The following is a 23,359-nucleotide window of genomic DNA, read 5'->3' as shown; positions in this document are numbered from 1 at the left end:
GTGTGCGGGCGTCAGCGGCGGTTGGCGTCGGCGTGCTCGACCGACTCGCGCGCGGCGGCGACCACGGCCTCGGTGGTCAGGCCGAACTCGCGGTAGAGCACCTTGTAGTCGGCGGAGGCGCCGAAGTGCTCCAGCGAGACGATCCGGCCGCTCTCGCCGACGTAGCGGTACCAGGTCAGACCGATGCCGGCCTCGACCGCGACCCGCGCCTTGACGTCGGGCAGCAGCACGCCGTCGCGGTACGCCTGGTCCTGCTCCTCGAACCACTCGACGGACGGCATCGAGACGACCCGGGTCGGGATGCCCTCGGCCTGGAGGACGTCACGCGCCTCGACGGCCAGCTGGACCTCGGAACCGGTGCCGATCAGGATCACCTGCGGACGGCCGCCCTCGGCCTCGAACAGGACGTAGCCGCCCTTGGCGACGCCCTCGTTGGCCTCGTAGGTGGGCACGTTCTGGCGGGTGAGGGCCAGGCCGTGCGGCGCCGGGTTCGTGGTGTGACGCTTGGTGATCTCGCGCCAGGCGATCGCCGTCTCGTTGGCGTCGGCCGGGCGGACCATGTTCAGGCCCGGGATGGCGCGCAGCGCGGCCATGTGCTCGACCGGCTGGTGGGTCGGGCCGTCCTCGCCGAGGCCGATGGAGTCGTGCGTCCACACGTAGGTGACCGGCAGCTTCATCAGCGCGGCCAGGCGCACGGCCGGGCGCATGTAGTCGGAGAACACCAGGAAGGTGCCGCCGTAGATACGGGTGTTGCCGTGCAGCGCGATGCCGTTCATGGTCGAGCCCATGGCGTGCTCACGGATGCCGAAGTGCACCGTGCGGCCGTAGGGGTTCGCCTCCGGCAGCGGGTTGCCCTCCGGGAGGAAGGACGACGACGCGTCGATGGTCGTGTTGTTCGAGCCGGCGAGGTCGGCGGAGCCGCCCCACAGCTCGGGGATCACGCCGCCCAGCGCCTTGAGGACCTCGCCCGACGCCTTGCGGGTCGCGACGTCCTTGCCGGCGGGGAAGGACGGGATCGCCTTCTCCCAGCCGTCGGGCAGCTCGCCCGCGTTGATCCGGTCGAAGTCGGCGGCGCGCTGCGGGTTCGCCGTGCGCCACTCCTCCAGCCGCTTGCTCCACGTGGCGTGCGCCTCGCGGCCGCGGTCGACGACCGTGCGGACGTGGGCGAAGACCTCGTCCTCGACCTGGAAGGTCTGCTCGGGGTCGAAGCCCAGCACCTTCTTGGTCGCGGCCACCTCCTCGTCGCCCAGCGCCGAGCCGTGCGAGGCCTCGGTGTTCTGCGCGTTCGGGGCGGGCCAGGCGATGATCGTGCGCGCGGCGATGATCGAGGGGCGCTCGGTCTCCGCCTGCGCCGCCTTCAGCGCCGCGTACAGCGCCTGGATGTCGAAGTCGCCGTTCGGGGACTGCTCGATGCGCTGGACGTGCCAGCCGTACGCCTCGTAGCGCGCGAGGACGTCCTCGGAGAGCGCCGTGGCGGTGTCGCCCTCGATCGAGATGTGGTTGTCGTCGTAGAGCGCGACGAGGTTGCCGAGCTTCTGGTGGCCGGCCAGCGAGGACGCCTCGGCGGAGATGCCCTCCTCCAGGTCGCCGTCGGAGACGATCGCCCAGATGGTGTGGTCGAAGGGCGACTCGCCCTGCGGGGCCTCCGGGTCGAACAGACCGCGCTCGTAGCGGGCGGCCATGGCCATGCCCACCGCGTTGGCGATGCCCTGGCCCAGCGGGCCGGTGGTGGTCTCCACGCCGCGGGTGTGGCCGTGCTCGGGGTGGCCCGGGGTCTTGCTGTCCCAGGTGCGGAACGACTTCAGGTCCGCGAGCTCCAGGCCGTACCCGGCCATGAAGAGCTGGATGTAGAGCGTCAGGCTCGTGTGGCCGGGGGAGAGGACGAACCGGTCGCGTCCGGTCCAGTCGGCGTCGCTCGGATCGTGCCGCATCAGCTTCTGGAACAGCAGATAGGCGGCGGGCGCCAGGCTCATGGCCGTGCCGGGATGGCCGTTACCGACCTTCTGTACGGAATCCATGGCCAGGACGCGAGCGGTATCGACGGCCCGCTGGTCCAGTTCGGTCCACTCGAGGTCTGTGGTGGTCGGCTTGTTGCTCACCCTCGGTCAGGGCTCCTCTCCACATGTGCGATTGCCGGGGGCGGTATTCCGCCACGACGCGGCGCTGTCGAGCCTACCCCCGCTGGGACGCGCATTTTTTCGACGTACAGTCGGCTGCCCGACCGTGTGCCCGGGCAACCCGATCCGGATGGCAAAGATTCCCGTCATGGGTGCGACGGCCATGGCACCAGCCTGCCGGGGAGTGCGCCCGGCCGCCTCCCGAACGCTTCCGTTCTGTCGTCCTCCGCGGAATTCCCGTGGGTGTTCGAGAGGTTTTCGACAGCCGCCCCGGGCCCGGCGCCAGGACCCCCGGCCGGTGCGGCGGGGACTCAAGATCGGTTGCGGGGCCTGGCCCGTGACGGCGAGAGGGGCCTCCAACACGACCCACCCCGGCGGAGGGCGGAGTACCCCCTACGTCTAGAGTGGCGTGGTACGCGCAAGTCTTTCCCGGGTCCGCGTACCCGGATGTGCTTGCTGGCCTTATCTCTGTCAGGGGTGTGCGTGACGGCCGTCGAATCCCGTCCTGCGGGTGGGGGTACCTCCCACGCCCTCAAGGCTGTGGGGGAGCTCGCCGAGAGCCCCCGCCACCGGCCGTTCGGGGCCCGTGTCAAGGCGTTCGTTGCGTTGACCAAGCCCCGCGTCATCGAGCTGCTGCTCATGACGACCGTGCCCGTGATGTTCCTCGCCGCGGAGGGCGTGCCCGACCTGTGGCTGGTCCTGGCGACCTGCATCGGCGGCTATCTGTCGGCGGGCGGCGCGGGCGCCTACAACATGTACATCGACCGCGACATCGACGCGATGATGGACCGCACCTCGCAGCGGCCGCTGGTCACCGGCATGGTCTCGCCGCGTGAGTGCCTGGTCTTCGCCTCGGCGCTGACCGTCGGGTCGACGGTGTGGTTCTGGTACCTGGTCAATCCGCTGTCGGCGATGCTCTCGCTCGGTGCCTCGCTGTTCTACGTCGTCGTCTACACGATGATCCTCAAGCGGCGTACCGCGCAGAACATCGTCTGGGGCGGCATCGCGGGCTGCATGCCGGTCTTCATCGGCTGGTCCGCGGTCACCAACTCCGTCTCCTGGGCCTCCCTCGTCCTCTTCCTCGTCATCTTCTTCTGGACGCCGCCGCACTACTGGCCGCTGTCGATGAAGGTCAAGGACGACTACGAGCGCGTGGGCGTCCCGATGCTGCCGGTCACCGCGGGCAACAAGGTGGTGGCCCGCCAGATCGTCCTCTACAGCTGGGTGATGGTCGGCGTCTCCCTCTCGCTCCAGCCGCTCGGCTACACCAGCTGGTTCTACACGGTCGTCGCGGCCGCGCTCGGTGCCTTCTGGCTCAAGGAGGCGCACGGCCTCCAGGCCCGCGCCAAGGCGGGGATCACGGGCGCGAAGCTCAAGGAGATGCGGCTGTTCCACTGGTCCATCACCTATGTCTCGCTGCTCTTCGCCGCCGTCGCCGTGGATCCCTTCCTTCATTAATTACCGGCCGGTAGCATCCTGCTCATGGCAGAGACCCTCACGCAGGCCGAAGAGACCGTGAACGACGCCAGGGCGGCCCGCAAGGCCGCCCGGCTGGCCCGGCAGATCAGCGCGTTCGCCAAGAGCCACGGCGGCGGCGCCGAGGGCCAGCTCGCGCACATCGGCCGCGGCGCCACCCGGATCGCCCTCGTCGGCACCAATGGCGAGTGGGGCAACCTCGTCGCTCCCTCTTTCGAGATCGCCCGGAAGGCCGTGGAGATCGCCGGGATCACCCTCCAGGACGACTTCGACGGCGAGATGGCGGCCAAGGTCCGCACCGGCCCGTACGAGTGGTCCCGCATGGCCGGCCTTCAGCTCGGCGGCCCCGCCAACGGCTGACGTCCGCACCGGCCGCCGGCCCGACCCGGCACACGGCGCCCACCAGGCGGTTCCCTTGCCGTCATAACTGACGGGCGACTCGCCCGTTAAACCCCTCGGAAGCGGCCCCTCGGGCGCCGCGCGGGCGGGGTCGGGCGACCGGGACGGGGTGGGCGCGAATGGTATACGGCATGCCGCCGCTCGTCGATCAGTACAGCCACGGCGCCGTCCACGGCGAACTGGGCCTCGGGGCGTTCGAGACGCATCTCGCGGCGGCCGCCGGTTCCACCGGCGCGGCCCCCCGCGGGACGACCTTCTTCGACAGCCGCGCGGGCCTCGCCGTGCGCCGCTGGTGCCCGCCCCTGCTCGGCCTCGAACCGCACTGCGCGCCGGTCCGCTATCTGGCCCGCCGCCGTGAACTGGGCGCCTACCGGGCCGGTCATCTGCTGCTGCGCGGCGCGGGCATCGGGACGTTCCTGCTGGAAGCCGGGGTGCCCAGCGACCTCACCTCCGCCGAGGAGCTGGCGGGCGCCGCCGACGGCCGCGCCCACGAGGTCGTCCGCCTCGAACCGCTCGCCGCGCAGGTCGCGGACACCTCCGGCAGCGCCGACGCCTTCGCCGCCTATCTCGCCGAGGCGCTCTACGCCGCCGCCCAGAACGCCACGGCGTTCGCCTCCGGGGTCACCTCGTGCGAGGAGGCCCCACCCGGCCCGGACGAGGTCCGCAGGGCCGCCGACCACTGGCTGCGCACTCGCCGCAGGGGCTCCGCCCCCGGCGGGCCCCTCCTCGACCGTCATCTGCTGTGGAGTGCCGCCGCCACCGGACTGCCCGTCCAGCTGCACTGCCCAGACCCCCGGCGGCTCGTCCCCTTCCTGCGGGCCACGGCCGGCCTGGGCACGGATCTGGTGCTGCTGCCCGACCCCTGGCACCACCGGCAGGCGGCACAGCTCGCCGCGGTCTTCCCGCACGTCTACGCGGACGTCGGGGCCCGCCCCGAGGAGACGCTGCGCGAGGCGCCGTTCGGCAAGCTGCTGTTCTCCACCGGGGCACGGGCGCTGGCGGAGCTGTACGTGGTGGGCGCCCGGCTGTTCGTCCGGGCCATGGAGCGGCTGATGGGCGACTGGGTCGCCGACGGCTGGTGCCGGCGCGCCGAGGCGGGGCGCATCGCCTCGCTCGTCGCGGCCGGCACCGCCCGCAGGGTCTACCGGCTGGACGCGGCGGCGGGCTGACGGGCTTCGGGCCCGCCGGAGGGGGCGGGCACCGTGGCGAGCAGCTCACCGCGGTCCCGCAGCGACAGGGAGACCCGGAGCACGGCGATCCACACCAGGCACGAGCCGAGCATGTGGGTGCCCACGAGGAGCTCGGGGGAGTCATTGACGTACTGCACGAAGCCGATGGCGCCCTGGAGCATCAGCACGCCGAACAGCTCCGCCACCCTGCGCCGCGCCACGGCCGGTGCCTGCACGGCCCGCAGGACGAACCACAGGGCGATGACCAGGCCGAGCACGACGCAGACGAGGTCCACGTGCAGCTGGGTGATCTCACGGACGTCCAGCGGGATGCGGTGCACGTCCTTCTTCGCGTCGCCCGCGTGCTTCCCCGAACCCGTCACCACCGTGCCGACCAGGATCAGCAGGGCGGTCGTGACGACCAGCACCCAGCCGAGCTGCCGCACCGGGCGGGCCACCAGGTCGCGCGGCTCCTCGTCGCCCTCGCATGCGCGGCGCCACATCACCACCGCGACCGTCAGCAGCGCGGTGGCCGCCAGGAAGTGCGAGGCGACGATGTAGGGGTTGAGGCCCGTCAGCACCGTGATGCCACCGATGATGCCGTTGCCCGCCACGAGCCAGAACTGCGCCCAGCCCAGCCGGGTGAGGCTGCGGCGGCGCGGGGCACGCGCGCGTGCCGCCGTGATGGCCAGGCCCACGACCGCGCACAGCACGTAGGTCAGCATGCGGTTGGTGAACTCGATGACGCCGTTGATGCCCATCTCGGGCGTCGGCGTCAGGCTGTCTTCGGTGCAGGTCGGCCAGGTCGGGCAGCCGAGCCCGGACTGGGTGAGCCGGACCGCGCCGCCCGTCACGACAATGATCACGCCCATCACGACGCAGGCGAAGGCGGCCCGCCGGACGAAGCGGTCGGACGGCTGCCAGCGGTCGGCGACGAGCTGGAGGGGGTTCAGCGTTTTCGGCACGGAAGCCATCGTAAGGGCCTGCTTGTGCATGGATTCACGAGGGGGGTGCGTGGCGGATTGTCCGCTGGCGAATGCGCTGGTCACGGTCCGCGCGGGCTGCCCGGCGGGCCGACGCGGGGGCTATTCCCAGCGGAAGAGGCGCGCCGCCGCGCCGAGCCCGAGGACGGCCCAAACGGCGAGGATCCCCAGATCGCCCCAGGGCAGGCCCGCGCCGTGCTGGAGGACGTCCCGCAGCCCGTCGGACAGGGCGGAGATCGGCAGCAGTTCGAGCACGGCCCGGGCGCCCGCCGGGAACTTGTCCATCGGCACGATCACCCCGCCGCCGACCAGCAGGAGAAGGAAGACCAGATTGGCCGCGGCCAGGGTCGCCTCGGCCCGCAGCGTGCCGGCCATCAGCAGCCCGAGGCCCGAGAACGCCGCGGTACCGAGGACGAGCAGCGCGAGCACGGAGAGCGGGTTGCCCTGCGGCGACCAGCCGAGCGCGAAGGCGATCACCGTCAGCAGAGCGATCTGGAGGATCTCGGTGACCAGCACCGAGCAGGTCTTGGCGGTCATCAGCCCCCAGCGCGGCAGCGGGGACGCGCCGAGCCGCTTGAGCACCCCGTAGCGGCGCTCGAAGCCCGTCGCGATGGCCTGCCCGGTGAAGGCCGTGGACATCACGGCGAGCGCGAGGACGCCGGGGGCCAGGAAGTCGACGGCCTCGCCCTCGCCGGTGTCGATGATGTCGACGGCGCTGAAGAGGACCAGCAGGAGGGTGGGGATGACGACGGTCAGCAGCAGCTGCTCGCCGTTGCGCAGCAGCATCCGGGTCTCCAGCGCGGCCTGCGCGCGGATCATCCGGGCGAGCGGCGCCGCGCCGGGCTTCGGGACGAAGGTGCCGGTGCCCGTCTCCGGGCTCGTCCCCGGGGTCGTGTCGGTGCTCATGCCCGCAGCTCCTTGCCGGTCAGCTCCAAAAAGACGTCCTCCAGGGTGTGCCGCTCGACCGCTATGCGGTCCGGCATGACCCCGTTCTGCGCGCACCAGACGGTGACGGTGGCGAGCAGCTGCGGGTCGACCTTTCCGGTGACCCGGTAGGTGCCGGAGGTCAGCTCCACGGCGGCGGAGTCGGCGGGCAGGGCCTTGAGGAGCGAGGCCAGGTCCAGGCCGGGCCGACCGCTGAACCGCAGGGTGTTCTCCGCGCCGCCCCGGCACAGCTCCTCGGGGCTGCCCTGGGCGATGACCTTGCCGCCGTCGACGATGGCGACGTCGTCCGCCAGCTGCTCGGCCTCGTCCATGTGGTGCGTGGTGAGGACGACGGTGACGCCGTCCGCGCGCAGCTCGCGGACGAGATCCCAGGTCGCGCGGCGGGCCTGCGGGTCGAGGCCCGCGGTCGGCTCGTCGAGGAAGACCAGCTCCGGGCGGCCGACGACGGCCATGGCCAGCGCCAGGCGCTGCTGCTGGCCGCCGGACAGCCGCCGGTAGGCCGTGCGCCCGCAGGAGCCGAGGCCCAGGCGCTCGATGAGCGAGTCGACGTCCACGGGGTGGGCGTGCAGGGACGCGGTGTGGCGCAGCATCTCCTCCGCGCGCGCCCCGGGGTAGACCCCGCCGCTCTGCAGCATCACGCCGATCCGTGGCCGCAGCGCGGCGGAGTCGGCGACCGGATCGAGGCCGAGCACCCGGACCGTGCCGGCGTCGGGGCGGCGGTAGCCCTCACAGGTCTCGATGGTGGTGGTCTTGCCGGCCCCGTTGGGGCCGAGCACGGCGGTGAGGGTGCCGGTGGCGACGGACAGGTCGAGCCCGTCCACCGCGGTCTTCGGGCCGTACCGCTTGACCAGATGGTGGATCTCGACCGCGAGCTCTCGGCCGGGGGGCCGGGGATCGTCCCCCGGGAAGGCGCTGCGCATGCCCGGAAGTCTACGAACCCCGGGACGGTCCGGACCCCGGCGGGGGCCGTGCAATGCCTGACGGGGTGGCGGTTAGGTAACCCTTAGTGATCAAAACCACCGCCGCGCGGAGAGGGTGAGGCTTGTCCCCTCTCCGGTAATTACGCAACAATGGTGTTGTGAAATACGCGGGCGAGGTTCCCCAGGACCCCGCGGCCGAGGCGGCCGCAGGGGCCCAGGCCCCTGCGCACACGCCCGCGCGGGACGACCAGCGCGCGCACGACGACCAGCGGGGCACCCGCAATCGCGTCGCCCGGTCCATCCTCGATCACGGTCCGTCCACCGCGGCCGAGCTGGCCCAGCGGCTGGAGCTCACCCAGGCGGCCGTACGCCGCCACCTCGACACCCTCCTCGCCGAGGGCGTCGTGGAGCCCCGGGAGAAGCGCGTCTACGGCGCGCGGACGCGCGGACGCCCCGCGAAGATGTTCGCCCTCACCGACTGCGGCCGGGACGCCTTCGACCAGGCCTACGACAAGCTCGCCGGAGACGCTCTGCGCTGGATCGCGCAGGCAGCCGGCGGCGGTGAGATGGGCGAGGCCGCCGTGGCGGCCTTCGCCCGCGCCCGGATGACCGCCCAGGCCGAGGGATACCGGGCCGCCCTCGAGGCCGTCGCCCCCGAGGAGCGGACGGAGGCCCTCGCCAGGGCATTGACCGCCGACGGGTACGCTGCTACAGCGCGTAGCGCACCGGTCGGCGAACAGCTTTGCCAGCACCACTGCCCGGTCGCCCATGTCGCCGAGCAGTTCCCCCAGCTGTGCGAGGCGGAGACCGAGGTCTTCTCCCGCCTGCTCGGGACTCATGTGCAGCGTCTGGCCACCATCGCCCACGGCGACGGTGTGTGCACGACGTTCATCCCCAAGACCACCACAGCATCCACCAGCACGGCCGGGAGGAACCCCGCATGACACTCCCCACGGAGACTGCTCACCCTGAGCTCGAGGGTCTGGGCACGTACGAATACGGCTGGGCCGACTCCGACGCGGCCGGCGCCGCGGCCAAGCGCGGCCTCTCCGAGGAGGTCGTCCGCGACATCTCGGCCAAGAAGTCCGAGCCGGAGTGGATGTTGAAGCTCCGCCTCAAGGGCCTGCGGCTCTTCGACAAGAAGCCCATGCCGACCTGGGGCTCGGACCTCACCGGCATCGACTTCGACAACATCAAGTACTTCGTGCGCTCCACCGAGAAGCAGGCCGCTTCCTGGGAGGAACTGCCCGAGGACATCAAGAACACCTACGACAAGCTGGGCATCCCGGAGGCCGAGAAGCAGCGCCTCGTCGCCGGTGTCGCCGCCCAGTACGAGTCGGAGGTCGTCTACCACCAGATCCGCGAGGACCTGGAGGAGCAGGGCGTCCTCTTCCTGGACACCGACACCGCGCTCAAGGAGCACCCGGAGATCTTCCAGGAGTACTTCGGCACGGTCATCCCCGTCGGTGACAACAAGTTCGCCTCGCTGAACACCGCCGTGTGGTCCGGTGGCTCCTTCATCTACGTCCCGCCGGGCGTCCACGTCGACATCCCGCTCCAGGCCTACTTCCGTATCAACACGGAGAACATGGGCCAGTTCGAGCGGACGCTGATCATCGTCGACGAGAACGCCTATGTGCACTACGTCGAGGGCTGCACCGCCCCGATCTACTCCTCCGACTCGCTGCACAGCGCTGTCGTGGAGATCATCGTCAAGAAGGGCGGCCGCTGCCGCTACACGACCATCCAGAACTGGTCGAACAACGTCTACAACCTGGTCACCAAGCGCGCCGTGGCCTACGAGGGCGCGACCATGGAGTGGGTCGACGGCAACATCGGCTCCAAGGTGACGATGAAGTACCCCGCCGTCTACCTGATGGGCGAGCACGCCAAGGGCGAGACCCTGTCCATCGCCTTCTCCGGCGAGGGCCAGCACCAGGACGCCGGCGCCAAGATGGTCCACATGGCGCCGAACACCTCCTCCAACATCGTCTCCAAGTCGGTGGCGCGAGGCGGTGGCCGCACCTCCTACCGCGGCCTCATCGAGATCGGTGAGGGCGCCCACGGCTCCAAGTCGAACGTGCTCTGTGACGCCCTGCTGGTGGACACCATCTCCCGCTCGGACACCTACCCCTACGTCGACGTCCGCGAGGACGACGTCTCCATGGGACACGAGGCGACCGTCTCCAAGGTCAGCGACGACCAGCTGTTCTACCTGATGAGCCGCGGTCTGACCGAGTTCGAGGCCATGGCCATGATCGTGCGCGGCTTCGTCGAGCCGATCGCCCGCGAGCTGCCCATGGAGTACGCCCTGGAGCTCAACCGGCTGATCGAGCTGCAGATGGAAGGCGCGGTCGGCTGACGCCGGCACCGCACCACCACTCCAGCAGCGAACCCTTTGTGACAGGAAGAGAGCACGACGACAGCCATGGCTGAGAACACTCCCGCCGGCAGCACGACCGACGGCGCCATCCAGGTGGGCGGGCCGAAGCAGCCCATCGACGCCCGGGTCAGCGCCCCCGCCTCGTACGACGTGGCGGACTTCCCCGTGCCGCACGGCCGCGAGGAGGAATGGCGGTTCACCCCGCTGGAGCGCCTGCGCGGTCTGCACGACGGCACGGCGGTGGCCGACGGCGGCGGCGTCAAGGTCGAGGTGACGGCCCCCGAGGGCGTCACCGTGGAGACCGTCGGCCGGGACGACGTCCGCGTCGGCAAGTCCGGCAAGCCGGTCGACCGGGTCGTCGCCCAGGCGTACAGCTCCTTCGAGAAGGCCTCGGTCGTCTCGGTGCCCAAGGAGACGGTCCTCGCCGAGCCCGTCCGCATCACCGTGCACGGTGAGGGCGGCGTGGCCTTCGGCCACCAGGTCGTCGAGATCGGCGCCTTCGCCGAGGCCGTCGTCATCATCGACCACACTGGTGACGCCACCCTCGCCGCCAACGTCGAGTACCTGATCGGTGACGGCGCCAAGCTGACCGTCGTCTCCGTGCAGGACTGGGACGACTCCGCGGTGCACGTCGCCCAGCACACCGCGCTGGTCGGCCGCGACGCCTCCTTCAAGTCCGTGATCGTCACCTTCGGCGGCGACCTGGTCCGGCTGCACCCCCGGGTCGTCTACGCCGCCCCCGGCGGCGAGGCCGAGCTGTACGGCCTGTACTTCACTGACGCGGGCCAGCACCAGGAGCACCGGCTCTTCGTCGACCACGACACCCCGCACTGCCGCAGCAACGTCGCCTACAAGGGCGCGCTGCAGGGCAAGGACGCGCACGCGGTCTGGATCGGTGACGTGCTCATCCGCGCCGCCGCCGAGGGCACGGACACCTACGAGCTCAACCGCAACCTCGTCCTCACCGACGGGGCCCGCGTCGACTCGGTCCCCAACCTGGAGATCGAGACCGGCGAGATCGTCGGCGCCGGCCACGCCTCGGCGACCGGCCGCTTCGACGACGAGCAGCTGTTCTACCTGATGGCCCGCGGTATCCCGGCCGACGAGGCGCGCCGCCTGGTCGTCCGCGGCTTCTTCGCCGAGCTGGTCCAGCAGATCGGCGTCGCGGACGTCGAGGAGCGCCTGCTCACCAAGATCGAGGCCGAGCTGGGGGCGTCCGTCGCATGACCACCGAAGCCACCTTCGTGCGAGCCTGTGGGCTGAGCGAGCTGGAGCCGGACACGCCCAAGCGGGTCGAGCTCGACGGCACGCCGGTCTCCATCGTGCGCACCGAGGGCGAGGTGTTCGCGATCAACGACATCTGCTCGCACGCGAACGTCTCGCTGTCGGAGGGCGAGGTGGAGGACTGCGCCATCGAGTGCTGGCTGCACGGCTCGAGCTTCGACCTGCGCACCGGTGAGCCGTCCGGACTGCCCGCCACGCGCCCCGTCCCCGTATACCCCGTAAAGATCCAAGGGGACGACGTGCTCGTCTCCGTCACCCAGGAGTCCTGAGTTCCCCATGGCAACGCTTGAGATCCACGACCTGCACGTCTCCGTCGAGGCCGAGAACGGCCCCCGGGACATCCTCAAGGGCGTCGACCTGACTGTGAAGCAGGGCGAGACCCACGCCATCATGGGCCCCAACGGCTCCGGCAAGTCGACCCTCGCCTACTCGCTGGCCGGTCACCCCAAGTACACGATCACCGGCGGCACCGTCACCCTCGACGGTGAGGACGTCCTGGAGATGAGCGTCGACGAGCGCGCCCGCGCCGGCGTCTTCCTCGCCATGCAGTACCCGGTCGAGGTCCCCGGTGTCTCGGTCTCCAACTTCCTGCGCACCTCCGCCACCGCGATCCGCGGCGAGGCCCCCAAGCTGCGCACCTGGGTGAAGGAGGTCAAGTCCGCCATGGAGCAGCTCCAGATGGACCCGTCCTTCGCCGAGCGCAACGTCAACGAGGGCTTCTCCGGTGGTGAGAAGAAGCGCCACGAGATCCTCCAGCTCGAGCTGCTCAAGCCGAAGATCGCGATCCTCGACGAGACCGACTCCGGCCTGGACGTCGACGCGCTGCGCCAGGTCTCCGAGGGCGTCAACCGCGTCCGCGAGACCGGTGAGGTGGGCACCCTGCTGATCACGCACTACACCCGCATCCTGCGCTACATCAAGCCCGACTTCGTCCACGTCTTCTCGAACGGCCGCATCGTCGAGTCCGGCGGCGCCGAGCTCGCCGACAAGCTGGAGAACGAGGGCTACGAGGCGTACCAGACGAAGGGCGGCGTAACCGCGTGACAATACTGCCGGGCCTTCTCGACACCGAGGCGATCCGTAAGGACTTCCCCATTCTGGACCGTACGGTCCACGACGGGAAGAAGATCGTGTACCTGGACTCCGCGGCGACCTCGCAGAAGCCGCGGCAGGTGCTCGACGCCCTGAACACGTACTACGAGCGGCACAACGCCAACGTCCACCGCGGGGTCTACACGATCGCCGAGGAGGCCACGGAGCTGTACGAGGGCGCCCGCGACAAGGTCGCCGCCTTCATCAACGCGCCGAGCCGCGACGAGGTGATCTTCACCAAGAACGCCTCCGAGTCGCTCAACCTCGTGGCCAACATGCTGGGCTGGGCCGACGAGCCCTACCGCGTGGACCACGACACCGAGGTCGTCATCACGGAGATGGAGCACCACTCCAACATCGTGCCGTGGCAGCTGCTCGCGCAGCGCACGGGCGCGAAGCTGAAGTGGTTCGGCCTCACCGACGACGGCCGGCTCGACCTGTCCAACATCGACGAGATCATCACCGAGAAGACCAAGGTCGTCTCGTTCGTGCTGGTCTCGAACATCATGGGCACGATCAACCCGGTCGAGGCGATCATCCGTCGCGCCCAGGAGGTCGGCGCGCTCGTCGTCGTCGACGCCTCCCAGGCCGCCCCGCACATGGTGCTGGACGTCCAGGCGCTGCAGGCCGACTTCGTGGCCTTCACCGGTCACAAGATGTGCGGCCCGACGGGCATCGGTGTGCTGTGGGGCCGCCAGGAGCTGCTGGAGGACCTCCCGCCGTTCCTCGGTGGCGGCGAGATGATCGAGACCGTCTCGATGCACTCCTCCACGTACGCCCCCGCGCCGCACAAGTTCGAGGCGGGTACGCCCCCGATCGCCCAGGCCGTCGGCCTCGGCGCCGCGGTGGACTACCTGACCGCGATCGGCATGGACAACATCGCCCGCCATGAGCACGCGATCACCGAGTACGCGGTCCGCAGGCTCCAGGAGGTCCCCGACCTCCGCATCATCGGCCCCACCACGGCCGAGGACCGCGGCGCGGCGATCTCCTTCACGCTCGGTGACATCCACCCGCACGACGTGGGCCAGGTCCTCGACGAGCAGGGCATCGCGGTCCGGGTGGGCCACCACTGCGCGCGGCCCGTCTGCCTGCGGTACGGAATTCCCGCGACCACGCGAGCGTCTTTCTACCTGTACTCCACCCCCGGTGAGGTCGACGCACTGATCGAGGGCCTGGAGCACGTCCGGAACTTTTTCGGTTAATGGACTCTGTGGCTGAGGGCTGATTCGTGAAGCTTGATTCGATGTACCAGGACGTCATCCTGGACCACTACAAGCATCCGCACGGGCGGGGCTTGCGGGACGGCGACGCCGAGGTGCACCACGTCAACCCGACGTGCGGCGACGAGATCACGCTGCGCGTGCGGCTCTCCGGCGAGACCATTGAAGACGTCTCGTACGAGGGGCAGGGCTGCTCGATCAGCCAGGCCAGCGCCTCCGTGCTCAACGAGCTGCTGGTGGGCAAGGAGCTCGCCGAGGCGCGTCGGATCCAGGAGACCTTCCTGGAGCTGATGCAGTCCAAGGGCAAGCTCGAACCGGACGACGCGATGGAGGAGGTGCTGGAGGACGCGGTCGCGTTCGCCGGTGTCTCCAAGTACCCGGCGCGCGTGAAGTGCGCTTTGCTGAGCTGGATGGCGTGGAAAGACGCCACGGCGCAGGCACTGAACGAAGGCGCTGAAGGGAAGACGGCATGACCGACAACGTAGAGACGACGACGAAGCCTGCCTCCGAGGAGGAGGTGCGCGAGGCGCTGTACGACGTGGTCGACCCCGAGCTGGGCATCGACGTCGTCAACCTCGGCCTCATCTACGGCATCCACGTCGATGACGCCAACATCGCCACCCTCGACATGACGCTGACGTCCGCGGCCTGCCCGCTGACCGACGTCATCGAGGACCAGGCGAAGTCGGCGACCGAGGGCATCGTCAACGAGCTCCGGATCAACTGGGTCTGGATGCCGCCGTGGGGCCCGGACAAGATCACCGACGACGGCCGGGAGCAGCTCCGCGCGCTCGGCTTCAACGTCTGATCGACGCCTGACCGCCGGCTGTGGCCGGCCAGGGCTCCGATCGCCGTTCTCCAGCAGCCCGCCACCTGATGCGTCAGGTGGCGGGCTGCTGCTGTGTGGCGGGACCGATCCGGGACGGCGCCGTTGCGTACGGTCGTACACAACGATATGTACACTCGTACGCATGATGTACGTGACCCTCGCCGGAGCGATCCTCGCCGAGATCCTGGCCACCACCGCCATGAAGTTCAGCGACGGCTTCAGCAAGCTGTGGCCCTCCCTCGGCACGGTGGTGGGCTATCTCGTCGCGTTCGCGCTGCTCTCCCGGACGCTCAAGGCCATGGACATGGGCACGGCCTACGCCATCTGGGCGGGAGCCGGCACCGCGGTCGTCGCCGCCATCGGCATGCTCTTCCTGGGCGAGGCGGTCACCGCCGCACGTATAGGGGGAGTGCTGCTGGTCATCGCCGGTGTCGTCGTGCTCAACCTCGGCGGGGCGTCCCACTGATGGCCCGCCGCTACGACCCCGAGCGCCGTGACCGCATCGTCGACGCCGCGATCACGGTGGCCGCCGAGCGCGGCATCGCGGCCCTGAGCCACCGGGCCGTCGCCGCCGCAGCCGATGTGCCGCTCGGCTCGACCACGTACCACTTCAAGACCCTCGACGACCTGCTGGTCGCCGCGCTGCGCCGGACGGCGAGGGCCTGGCTGGACGGCATGGCGGAGTGGGAGCGGGGCCTGGCGGCGGACGTCTCCCTGGCCGAGGGGCTGGCCGGGCAGATCGGCGAGTGGCTCGCGGGCGACCGCGCGCGCCTGGAACTGGAGTACGAGCTGTACCTCGCCGCGCTGCGCCGCCCGGCCGTGCGGCCGATCGCCGCCGAGTGCGTGGAGGAGATGGTCGCCCTGATCCGCCGGCGCACGGCCGACGAGGGGACCGCACAGGCCCTCGTCGCGTTCCTCGACGGTCTGATGATCCAGATCCTGATCACCGGGCGGCCGTTCGACCGCGCCGAGGTCCTGGCGGCGCTGCGCGCGATGACCGGCTGACGGGCCCGCCGCCGGCGGGAACGGCGGACCGGTTCGCGTGGACCGGCCGTGTCCGGTTAGGTTTTCGACCATGACCGACGCAGTAGCTTCCCGTAACACCGGCGCCGTCGCCGCCGGCCTTGCCACGATCACCGAGGACGGGACCGTCCTCGACACCTGGTTCCCGGCCCCCGAGCTGGTCGCCGACCCCGGCCCGGCCGGGACCGAGCGGCTGAGCGCCGAGCGCGCCGCCGAGCTGCTGGGTGCGAGCGCCCCCAAGGCGCTCGGCCCGGATGCGCGCCGCGGCGTCGAGGTGGTCGCCGTCCGTACGGTCATCGCCTCGCTCGACGACAAGCCGCTCGACGCGCACGACGCCTACCTGCGGCTGCACCTGCTCTCCCACCGCCTGGTCCAGCCGCACGGCCAGAACCTGGACGGCCTCTTCGGCCTCCTCGCCAATGTCGCCTGGACCTCGCTCGGCCCCGTCGCCGTGGACCGGGTCGAGGCCGTGCGCCTGAACGCCCGGGCCGAGGGCCTGCACCTCCAGGTGACCAGCATCGACAAGTTCCCGCGCATGACCGACTACGTCGCCCCCGTCGGCGTGCGGATCGCCGACGCCGACCGGGTCCGCCTCGGCGCGCACCTCGCGCCCGGCACCACCGTGATGCACGAGGGCTTCGTCAACTTCAACGCCGGCACGCTCGGCACCTCCATGGTCGAGGGCCGCATCAGCGCGGGCGTCGTGGTGGGCAACGGCTCCGACATCGGCGGCGGCGCGTCCACGATGGGCACCCTCTCCGGCGGCGGCAAGCAGATCATCTCCATCGGCGAGCGCTGCCTGCTCGGTGCAGAGTCCGGCATCGGCATCGCGCTCGGCGACGAGTGCGTCGTCGAGGCGGGCCTCTACGTCACCGCGGGCACCCGCGTCACGCTGCCGGACGGCGAGGTCGTCAAGGCGCTGGAGCTCTCCGGCGCCAGCAACATCCTCTTCCGCCGCAACTCCACCTCCGGTGCGGTGGAGGCCCGTCCGCACAAGGGCACGTGGGGCGGTCTCAACGAGGTCCTGCACGCGCACAACTGAGGTTCCGAACCGGGGCTCCGCCCCGGACCCCGGTCCTCAATCGCCGGACGGGCTTGGTGATCAGGCCTGTCCGGCGATCGTGCTTTCGTAGGCCTTCAGCAGGGCCTTCGTCCGGTCCGGGGACGCCGCCCGCAAGGGCATCCGCATCGGCCCGCCCGGCAGGCCCAGCGCGCCCAGCAGCGCCTTGGCCGTGACCGTGCCCGGCAGGCCGGCGGCCATCATCAGCTCGATCAGCGGCAGCGCCCGCTGGTGCAGCGCCGTCGCCTCGGCGGTGTGCCCGAGGTCGAAGGCGTCCAGGGCAGCGGCCAGCACGGGCCCCGCGACATTGGCGACCGTGCTGACGTAGCCCGTGCCACCGACCGCGCGCAGCGGAAGGTTCAGCTCCTCAGAACCGGCGTAGTAGGCGAGGCCGGTCGCCGCGATGACCTTCGCGCTGCCCAGCAGGTCGTTCGCGCAGTCCTTGACCCCCGCGACGCGCGGGTGCTCCGCCAGTCGCAGCATGGTGTCGGGCTCGATGCGGGTCCCCGTGCGGGCCGGGATGTCGTAGACCATCACCGGCACCCCGACCGCGTCCGCCACCATACGGAAGTGCTCCGCGACGTCCTCCTGCGGCGGCCGGCTGTAGTACGGCGTCACCACCAGCACCCCGTGCGCCCCTGCCGCCTCGGCCGCGCGGGCCAGTTCGACGGTCTGCCGGGTGTCGGCGGACCCCACACCCGCCGTGATCCGCGCCCGGTCGCCCACGGCCTCGGCCACCGCGGTGACGAGCGCGGTCTTCTCCGCGGCGCCGGTCGTCGGCGACTCGCCCGTCGTGCCGTTCAGCACGAGCCCGTCGCAGCCGCCGCGCGTGACGAGGTGGTCGGCGAGCTCCTGCGCCCCGTCGAGATCGAGGCGCCCGTCGGCGTCGAAGGGGGTGACCATCGCGCAGACGGTACGGCCGAAAGGGCTGGTGGGCATCGTGGCACTCTCCAAGCGGTCGGTGTTCTCCGCCGGATTGTCAGCCCCTTCGTCCGTACAGGTCTATTTAATTGTCCTGCTGGTTACCGTTGAGTATTTCTACTGAGTGGTGTCACGGCTTCCAGCGCAGGACCTGCGGGTCGTGGTCGCTCGCCTGGTCCGCGAACTCCGCGTTGATGTGCACGATGTCGTAGTCGACGGAGCGTACGTGGCGGCTGGTCAGGATGTGGTCCAGCACCTGGGAGCTGCCCTGGAAGACATAGCCGTAGCGCTCCTTGCGCGGCAGCCGGTCGACGAGGTCGGTGAGGGCGCCGCCGGAGGTGAGGGCCTTGACGGCGGGGGAGAACTGGTAGTCGTTGAGGTCGCCCGCGACGATCACGTTCGCCCGCTTGTCGGCCGCGAGGAGCTGCTTGACGAAGGTGTTGACGGCCTTCGACTGCTCGATGCGCTGCACCTCGGAGGTGCGGGCCGGGGGCTGGAAGCGGCTGTCGAGTCCCTGGTCGCCGCCCTTGGAGTTGAAGTGGTTGGCGACGACGAAGACCGGGTGGCCGCGGAAGGAGAACTCGCCGACCAGCGGCTTGCGGCTGTTCTTCCAGGCCTCGTTGGCCGGGTCGATGCGGCCGGGCGAGGCCGAGAGCTTCGCCTTGCCGCCCTCACGGGTGACCGTCACCGGGGTGGTGGCGTCCCCGCCGGGGATCTCGGTGAAGGAGACCCGCGCGGGGTTGTAGAGGAAGGCGGTACGGATGTTGCCGCCCGGCTGGCCGCCGTCCTGGCCGTTGACCGGGTTGATCTGCTGCCACCGGTACGCGGGCCCACCGGCCGCCGCGATGGCGTCCGTGAGCTTCTTCAGCGTCTGCCCGGCGTCCACGACGCCCTTGTCGGTCGTGCCGTCGTCGTCCTGGACCTCTTCGAGGGCGACGATGTCGGGCGAGGCGAGGTTGTGCACCAGCGCAGCCGCCAGCCGGTCGAACTTCGCCTGCGGGGTCCTGGGGGAGAGGTTCTCCACGTTGTACGTGGCGACGGCCAGCTCGTCGCTCTTCTGCTTGCGCGTCGTCTCGCGGGTGAGCCCCCGGTCGGCGAGCGTCCCCAGCTCGGTCGCCTGGAGGGTGTAGCCGCCGAAGTTGTTGTAGTCCAGCGGACCGGCCGTGGTGCCGGTCAGCGAGTCACCGACGTTCGCGACCGGGAACGGGCGCTGCGTGTACGGGATCAGCGAGGCCACCTTGACCCGGCCGACGCCCGGGGCACGGTAGGAGCTGTAGAGCGAGCCGCCGCGCGCGGTGCGGTCGCGATGGGTCTCGGCGGTGATCCACAGTTCCTTGTGCTCGTTGGTCGCGGCCACCACGGGCGCGTCCTTGACCGAGACCCGCATGCCCTCCAGCGACTCGTAGCGGTCCAGGGCGTAAGCGTTCGGCTTCAGCCGCAGGCCCTCGATGGAGCCGCCGCCCGCGCTCGGGGCGTACCGGTCCGGCACGGTGGAGGGGCGCAGCGCGAACGCGGCGGGCAGCGCGTTGCCCGAGGAGTGCACGGTCCACGACGCCTTGGAGAGCTGGGTGACCGACTGCAGGCCCGCCGACTCCCCGCCCGGGTAGTACTCGGTGACCGCGCCGGAGACCGTCACCGCGTCGCCGACGGCGAGCGCCGGGGTGTCCTTGCCGGTGAAGACGAAGATCGCCTCGCTGGTCGCCGGGTCGCTGTCGGCCTTGGGGTCCTGGAACCAGAAGCCGCGCGCGGAACCGAAGGCCCGTACGGCCGTCACGACGCCGGGGACGTCCGTGACCTGCTGGCCGGCGAGCGGGGAGACGCGGGTGCTGCCCTGGATGTCGTGGATGCGGATCTCGGCGGCGCTCGCCGACTGCGGGACGGCGAGCAGCCCGGCGGCGAGCGCGGCGGCTATGACGGAACCGACGGTCGCGGTTCTGCGCAGGGGACGAGCAGTGGGCACGGTGGCCTCCGGGTCGTGGTGTGAGGGGTGAAAAAGAGGGTGGTGCGGGTGCCGAATGTGCGAAACGCAACGGTGAATCGGGGCGCCCGAGCGGGCTGTGACGCGAGAATCAAGATCTACGCGCGTCAAAGTCTTGCGTGATCAGGCCAGTTGTCAAGGTTTCCGTAGGTAACCGTCGGCCGGCGGATCCGTGAACCGGTCGGCATGGTGCGAAACCCGTCTAGGCTTGGGCACCGCGCCCGGCCGACCCGATCCGGCGCGGCCGTCACGACGAGGAGATGACCCCCCTGATGTCCGGAGACCGCCCGACCATGCCGCCGGTGCGGCTGCACACCGACGCCGAACTCGCGCGTGACGCGCTCTCCGCGCCGCTGTTCGCCCGCGCCGCGAAGCTCGCCCGCTGGGCCGGCGAGGGCACCCCGGTCGGCGCGGGCGGCGAACTGCTCGCCGAACAGCTGCTCACCGCCACGAAGCTGCTCGGCCTGGAGGGCGAGGAGGACGGCACCGCCTACGCCGCCGAGGCATGGCAGCTCGCGCTGGACACCGGGCTCGTGGACTTCACCGAGGACCCGGACACCGACGACGACGCGGACGCGGACCAGCCGTCCGCCACCGCGAGCGCGGGCGAGGAACTGGCCACGCTCACCTCCGGCAGCCCCCAGGACGTCCTCGACCTCTGGCTCGGCGGCCTGGAGACCGTGCTGGCCGACGCGGCCGCCCCGGACCTGGGCGATCTGGTCGACCAGCTCGCCGAGACCGGACCGGACGGCGAGCTCGACCTCGACGCCCTCGACTGGAACCCCGAGGAGGAGGCCGACTTCCTCGACGGCGTCCTCGGCAACCTCTACCTGCTGACCGCGCTGGGCGAGGGCGGGCCCGACCGGCCCGTACCGCTGCCGGCGCTCGCCGCCTCCATGATCGTCCCGGACGACATGGACGAGCCCACCGACGACATCCTCGAAGAGGTCTCCGACGCGATGATGCGGCTGGACGACCAGTTCCGGCTGCTCGCGCCGACCGGCCTGGTGGAGTACCAGCCCGTCGACGAGGCCCTCATCGAGGAGATCGACGGCGAGGGGCACATCCGTGAGTCCGTCGACGGCGTGACCTCCGACGTCCCCGAGGAGGAGGACGTCACTCGCTACGGCATGGTCGCCCTCACCCCGCTCGGCGTCTTCGCCGTCCGGGCCCGGATGCTCGACGCCGGCATCGACGCCCCGGCCGTCGGCGACCTCGCCGACAAGGACGCGGGCACGCTCCTCGCGGCGCTCCCCGGCCACCCCGGGGAGGCCGCCCGCGCCGAGGCCGAGGCCTGGCTCGCCCGCCGGGCCCCGCAGGACGCCGCCCGTGAGCTGCTCGCCGCCGCGCGCGGCGACGACCTGGACGCCCCGCAGCGCCGGCTGGCCTGCCAGCAGACCCTCTCGCTGGTCGGCGCGGAGGCCGAGCCCGCGCTGCGCGAGGTCCTCGACGACCCGCAGCTGGGCGGCCTCGCCCGGGTCTGGCTGGCCGAGCACGGCGCCACGGACATCCCCGAGCCGGGCGAGACGATGGTGTTCTGGCTGACCGTGGACACGATCGCGGCCCAGCTCGCGGCCGAGGGCGACTCGGAGGAGCTGCGCGGCCTGGTGGAGAGCCTGGTCGGCCGGCACAGCGGCTTCTTCGACTCGGCCTGGCGGGTGGACCACCCCGCCACGGCGGACGTGCTGGAGGCCATGGGCCGGCTGCACCCGGACAAGAAGGTGGCCAAGGAGGCCCGCAAGGCGGCCTTCAAGGCGCGCTCGCGCGGCTGAGCGCTCGCGCGTACGCCGCCCGGTCTCTTCGGAGCCCGGACGGCGGATCGTTCGAAGTCCTGCGCGTGCGCTCACTCCTGAGGGGGAGTGAGTGAGGCGGAATGACCGATGCCGTACGGCCTTGTCCGTACGGCATCGGATTGGTCCATGGATGACGGCTCGTGTTCATCTCCTGTTCGGTGGGGAGAGGGAACGTAAGCGCCGCCCCCGGGGCGCACCTCGTGCGAGCTTTCCCCCCAGGGGCACAGAGCGACGACCCGGCCATCCCTGGAGACGAAGATGACCATCAGCCGCAGAGACTTCGCCAAGCGATCCGCCTACACCGGCGCGGGGGTCGCCCTCGTCGGCAGCGCCGGGGTCCTCGCCACCGCGCCCGGCGCGCTGGCCGCGGACGCCGCGGGGGAGACCGGGGCGGACGACGCGGCCGAGCTCGGCCGCCGCAAGCTCGGATACGGCCCGCTCGTGGCCGACCCGAAGGGGCTCCTCGCGCTGCCCGCCGGATTCTCCTACCGGGTCATCACCCGTACGGGCGTCACCAAGCTGGAGTCCGGCGAGCCCACGCCGTCCAACCACGACGGCACGGCCGCCTTCGCCGGCTCACGCGGCAGCATCCTGCTGGTCAACAACCACGAGCTGGGCGGCGCCCGCACCAAGTGGCCGCACCCGGTGCCGCTCGCGCCGGGGCTCGTCTACGACCCCGCCGCGGCGGGCGGCTGCACGGTCGTCGAGGTCGCGGGGCGCGGGGGCCACGTGGCCGAGTGGGTCGGCATCGCCGGTACGTCCACGAACTGCGCGGGCGGCAGCACCCCTTGGGGCACCTGGCTCACCTGCGAGGAGACCGAGGACAAGGCCGGCAAGAACGGCATGACCAAGGACCACGGCTATGTCTTCGAGGTCGACCCGAAGGACCGGCGCGCGGGCCGCGACCCGAGGCCCATCAAGGCGCTCGGCCGCTACGCCCACGAAGCGGTCGTCGTCGACCCCAAGCGCGGTCACCTCTATCTGACCGAGGACGCCTCCGGCCCCAACGGGCTCTTCTTCCGCTGGACCCCGCCGCAGGGCTTCCAGCACGGGCGCGGCCGGCTGCGCACCCTCGCCGACGAGGCGGGCAGCCTGGAGGCGTTCAAGTGCTTCGACTCCGGCGGCCGTTTCGTCGACGACCTCTCCCGGGCCACCGAGACCGGCACGGTCTACGGCGTGGACTGGGTGGAGGTGCCCGACCGCGACGCGAAGAGCGTCTCGGTGCGCAAGCAGTTCAAGGACGGCGAGGTCACCCGCGCCCGCAAGCTCGAGGGCATGTGGTGGGGCGACGGCGGCGTGTACGTCGTGGCCTCCTTCGCCCGCGAGGAGAGCCCCGCCCCGCACGACGGCCAGGTGTGGTTCTACAACCCCCGCCGCCGCACCCTGACCCTGAAGGTCCGCTTCGGCGTCAACGCGAGCCCCGAGCGCGACGGCGCCCTCGACGGCCCCGACAACATCACCGTCTCGCCCTACGGCGGCCTGGTCATCGCCGAGGACGGCAACGGCGTCCAGCATCTCTTCGGCGCCACCGACGACGGCCGCACGTACCCGATCGCGCGCAACGAGCTCAACATTGGCAGCGCGGACAAGCCGGAGTACAGCGAGTTCACCGGGGTGACCTTCTCGCCCGACGGCCGCACGCTCTTCGCCAACCTCCAGGACCCCGGCATCATGCTCGCCATCACCGGCCCGTGGCGCCGCCAGGGCACACGCGGCTGACCGGCCGGCCCGGGGAATCCTGAGCGGTCACCGCTGTTGAAAGGG

At 71.1% G+C, this 23,359-nt stretch carries 22 protein-coding genes; 16 read left to right on the top strand and 6 right to left on the bottom strand.

Features of this window, described 5'->3' with window-relative positions:
• Positions 1-11: 11 nt before the first annotated feature.
• Positions 12-2,099 (bottom strand): transketolase, encoded by a 2,088-nt coding sequence (tkt, locus tag JO379_RS08550; protein WP_130877208.1) that lies wholly within the window; start codon positions 2,097-2,099, stop codon positions 12-14.
• 501 nt (positions 2,100-2,600) lie between these two features.
• Between tkt and JO379_RS08545 the strand changes: the two genes are divergently transcribed.
• From JO379_RS08545 to JO379_RS08535, 3 genes are all read left to right on the top strand, one after another.
• Positions 2,601-3,575, top strand: a complete 975-nt coding sequence (locus JO379_RS08545; protein WP_372449058.1) for a heme o synthase — start codon at positions 2,601-2,603, stop codon at positions 3,573-3,575.
• Between the two features lie 24 nt (positions 3,576-3,599).
• Positions 3,600-3,953, top strand: a complete 354-nt coding sequence (locus JO379_RS08540) for a hypothetical protein (RefSeq protein ID WP_130877206.1) — start codon at positions 3,600-3,602, stop codon at positions 3,951-3,953.
• A 170-nt stretch (positions 3,954-4,123) separates the two neighbouring features.
• Positions 4,124-5,161, top strand: a complete 1,038-nt coding sequence (locus JO379_RS08535; RefSeq protein WP_242625981.1) for an amidohydrolase family protein — start codon at positions 4,124-4,126, stop codon at positions 5,159-5,161.
• Here the strand turns inward: JO379_RS08535 and JO379_RS08530 are convergent.
• From JO379_RS08530 to JO379_RS08520, 3 genes are all read right to left on the bottom strand, one after another.
• On the bottom strand, positions 5,134-6,126 hold the full coding sequence (locus tag JO379_RS08530; protein ID WP_130877204.1) for a COX15/CtaA family protein: 993 nt from the start codon (positions 6,124-6,126) through the stop codon (positions 5,134-5,136). The two genes, JO379_RS08535 and JO379_RS08530, sit on opposite strands and share 28 nt — an antisense overlap.
• A 120-nt stretch (positions 6,127-6,246) precedes the next feature.
• Positions 6,247-7,050: an ABC transporter permease gene (locus JO379_RS08525; protein ID WP_130877203.1), complete on the bottom strand. Its 804-nt coding sequence runs from the start codon at positions 7,048-7,050 to the stop codon at positions 6,247-6,249.
• The gene (locus JO379_RS08520) at positions 7,047-8,009 is read right to left on the bottom strand and encodes an ABC transporter ATP-binding protein (RefSeq protein ID WP_209514494.1); all 963 of its coding nucleotides are present in this window, start codon (positions 8,007-8,009) and stop codon (positions 7,047-7,049) included. The genes JO379_RS08525 and JO379_RS08520 overlap by 4 nt, the downstream gene beginning before the upstream one ends.
• 158 nt (positions 8,010-8,167) lie before the next feature.
• On the opposite strand from JO379_RS08520, the gene JO379_RS08515 reads away from it, so the two are divergent.
• From JO379_RS08515 to dapD, 11 genes are all read left to right on the top strand, one after another.
• A complete protein-coding gene (locus JO379_RS08515; protein ID WP_130877201.1) occupies positions 8,168-8,953 on the top strand; it encodes a helix-turn-helix transcriptional regulator in 786 nt (261 codons plus the stop codon).
• Positions 8,950-10,371, top strand: a complete 1,422-nt coding sequence (gene sufB, locus JO379_RS08510) for a Fe-S cluster assembly protein SufB (protein ID WP_130877200.1) — start codon at positions 8,950-8,952, stop codon at positions 10,369-10,371. Before JO379_RS08515 ends, sufB begins: the two co-directional genes overlap by 4 nt.
• A gap of 66 nt (positions 10,372-10,437) precedes the next feature.
• Positions 10,438-11,619 carry a Fe-S cluster assembly protein SufD gene (gene sufD, locus JO379_RS08505; RefSeq protein ID WP_130877199.1) on the top strand — a complete coding sequence of 394 codons (1,182 nt, stop codon included), beginning with the start codon at positions 10,438-10,440 and terminating at the stop codon, positions 11,617-11,619.
• A complete protein-coding gene (locus JO379_RS08500; RefSeq protein ID WP_130877198.1) occupies positions 11,616-11,945 on the top strand; it encodes a non-heme iron oxygenase ferredoxin subunit in 330 nt (109 codons plus the stop codon). The genes sufD and JO379_RS08500 overlap by 4 nt, the downstream gene beginning before the upstream one ends.
• A 7-nt stretch (positions 11,946-11,952) precedes the next feature.
• On the top strand, positions 11,953-12,720 hold the full coding sequence (gene sufC, locus JO379_RS08495; protein WP_130877197.1) for a Fe-S cluster assembly ATPase SufC: 768 nt from the start codon (positions 11,953-11,955) through the stop codon (positions 12,718-12,720).
• Complete coding sequence (locus tag JO379_RS08490; protein ID WP_130877196.1) at positions 12,717-13,973, top strand: cysteine desulfurase; 1,257 nt, start codon at positions 12,717-12,719, stop codon at positions 13,971-13,973. Before sufC ends, JO379_RS08490 begins: the two co-directional genes overlap by 4 nt.
• A gap of 26 nt (positions 13,974-13,999) precedes the next feature.
• Positions 14,000-14,464, top strand: coding sequence for a Fe-S cluster assembly sulfur transfer protein SufU (gene sufU / locus JO379_RS08485; protein WP_130877195.1), 465 nt, complete (start codon positions 14,000-14,002; stop codon positions 14,462-14,464).
• Positions 14,461-14,799 carry a metal-sulfur cluster assembly factor gene (locus JO379_RS08480; protein ID WP_130877194.1) on the top strand — a complete coding sequence of 113 codons (339 nt, stop codon included), beginning with the start codon at positions 14,461-14,463 and terminating at the stop codon, positions 14,797-14,799. Before sufU ends, JO379_RS08480 begins: the two co-directional genes overlap by 4 nt.
• Before the next feature lie 163 nt (positions 14,800-14,962).
• Complete coding sequence (locus JO379_RS08475; protein WP_209514493.1) at positions 14,963-15,286, top strand: DMT family transporter; 324 nt, start codon at positions 14,963-14,965, stop codon at positions 15,284-15,286.
• Positions 15,286-15,825, top strand: coding sequence for a TetR/AcrR family transcriptional regulator (locus JO379_RS08470; RefSeq protein ID WP_209514492.1), 540 nt, complete (start codon positions 15,286-15,288; stop codon positions 15,823-15,825). The genes JO379_RS08475 and JO379_RS08470 overlap by 1 nt, the downstream gene beginning before the upstream one ends.
• A 70-nt stretch (positions 15,826-15,895) precedes the next feature.
• Complete coding sequence (gene dapD, locus JO379_RS08465) at positions 15,896-16,885, top strand: 2,3,4,5-tetrahydropyridine-2,6-dicarboxylate N-succinyltransferase (protein ID WP_130877191.1); 990 nt, start codon at positions 15,896-15,898, stop codon at positions 16,883-16,885.
• A 60-nt stretch (positions 16,886-16,945) separates the two neighbouring features.
• On the opposite strand, the gene dapA is transcribed toward dapD, so the two are convergent.
• Together dapA and JO379_RS08455 are read right to left on the bottom strand one after the other, a co-directional pair.
• Positions 16,946-17,842, bottom strand: coding sequence for a 4-hydroxy-tetrahydrodipicolinate synthase (gene dapA / locus JO379_RS08460; RefSeq protein WP_209514491.1), 897 nt, complete (start codon positions 17,840-17,842; stop codon positions 16,946-16,948).
• A 112-nt stretch (positions 17,843-17,954) separates the two neighbouring features.
• Complete coding sequence (locus tag JO379_RS08455) at positions 17,955-19,784, bottom strand: DUF8508 domain-containing protein (protein WP_130877189.1); 1,830 nt, start codon at positions 19,782-19,784, stop codon at positions 17,955-17,957.
• 290 nt (positions 19,785-20,074) lie between these two features.
• Between JO379_RS08455 and JO379_RS08450 the strand changes: the two genes are divergently transcribed.
• Both JO379_RS08450 and JO379_RS08445 read left to right on the top strand, forming a co-directional pair.
• A complete protein-coding gene (locus JO379_RS08450; RefSeq protein ID WP_209514490.1) occupies positions 20,075-21,574 on the top strand; it encodes a hypothetical protein in 1,500 nt (499 codons plus the stop codon).
• A 279-nt stretch (positions 21,575-21,853) separates the two neighbouring features.
• A complete protein-coding gene (locus JO379_RS08445; protein ID WP_130877187.1) occupies positions 21,854-23,314 on the top strand; it encodes an alkaline phosphatase PhoX in 1,461 nt (486 codons plus the stop codon).
• Positions 23,315-23,359 lie beyond the last annotated feature (45 nt).

Origin of the sequence: Streptomyces syringium, assembly GCF_017876625.1 — a bacterium.
GTDB classification, from domain to species: Bacteria; Actinomycetota; Actinomycetes; order Streptomycetales; family Streptomycetaceae; genus Streptomyces; species Streptomyces syringius.
This window is presented reverse-complemented; position numbering and strand designations above follow the sequence as displayed.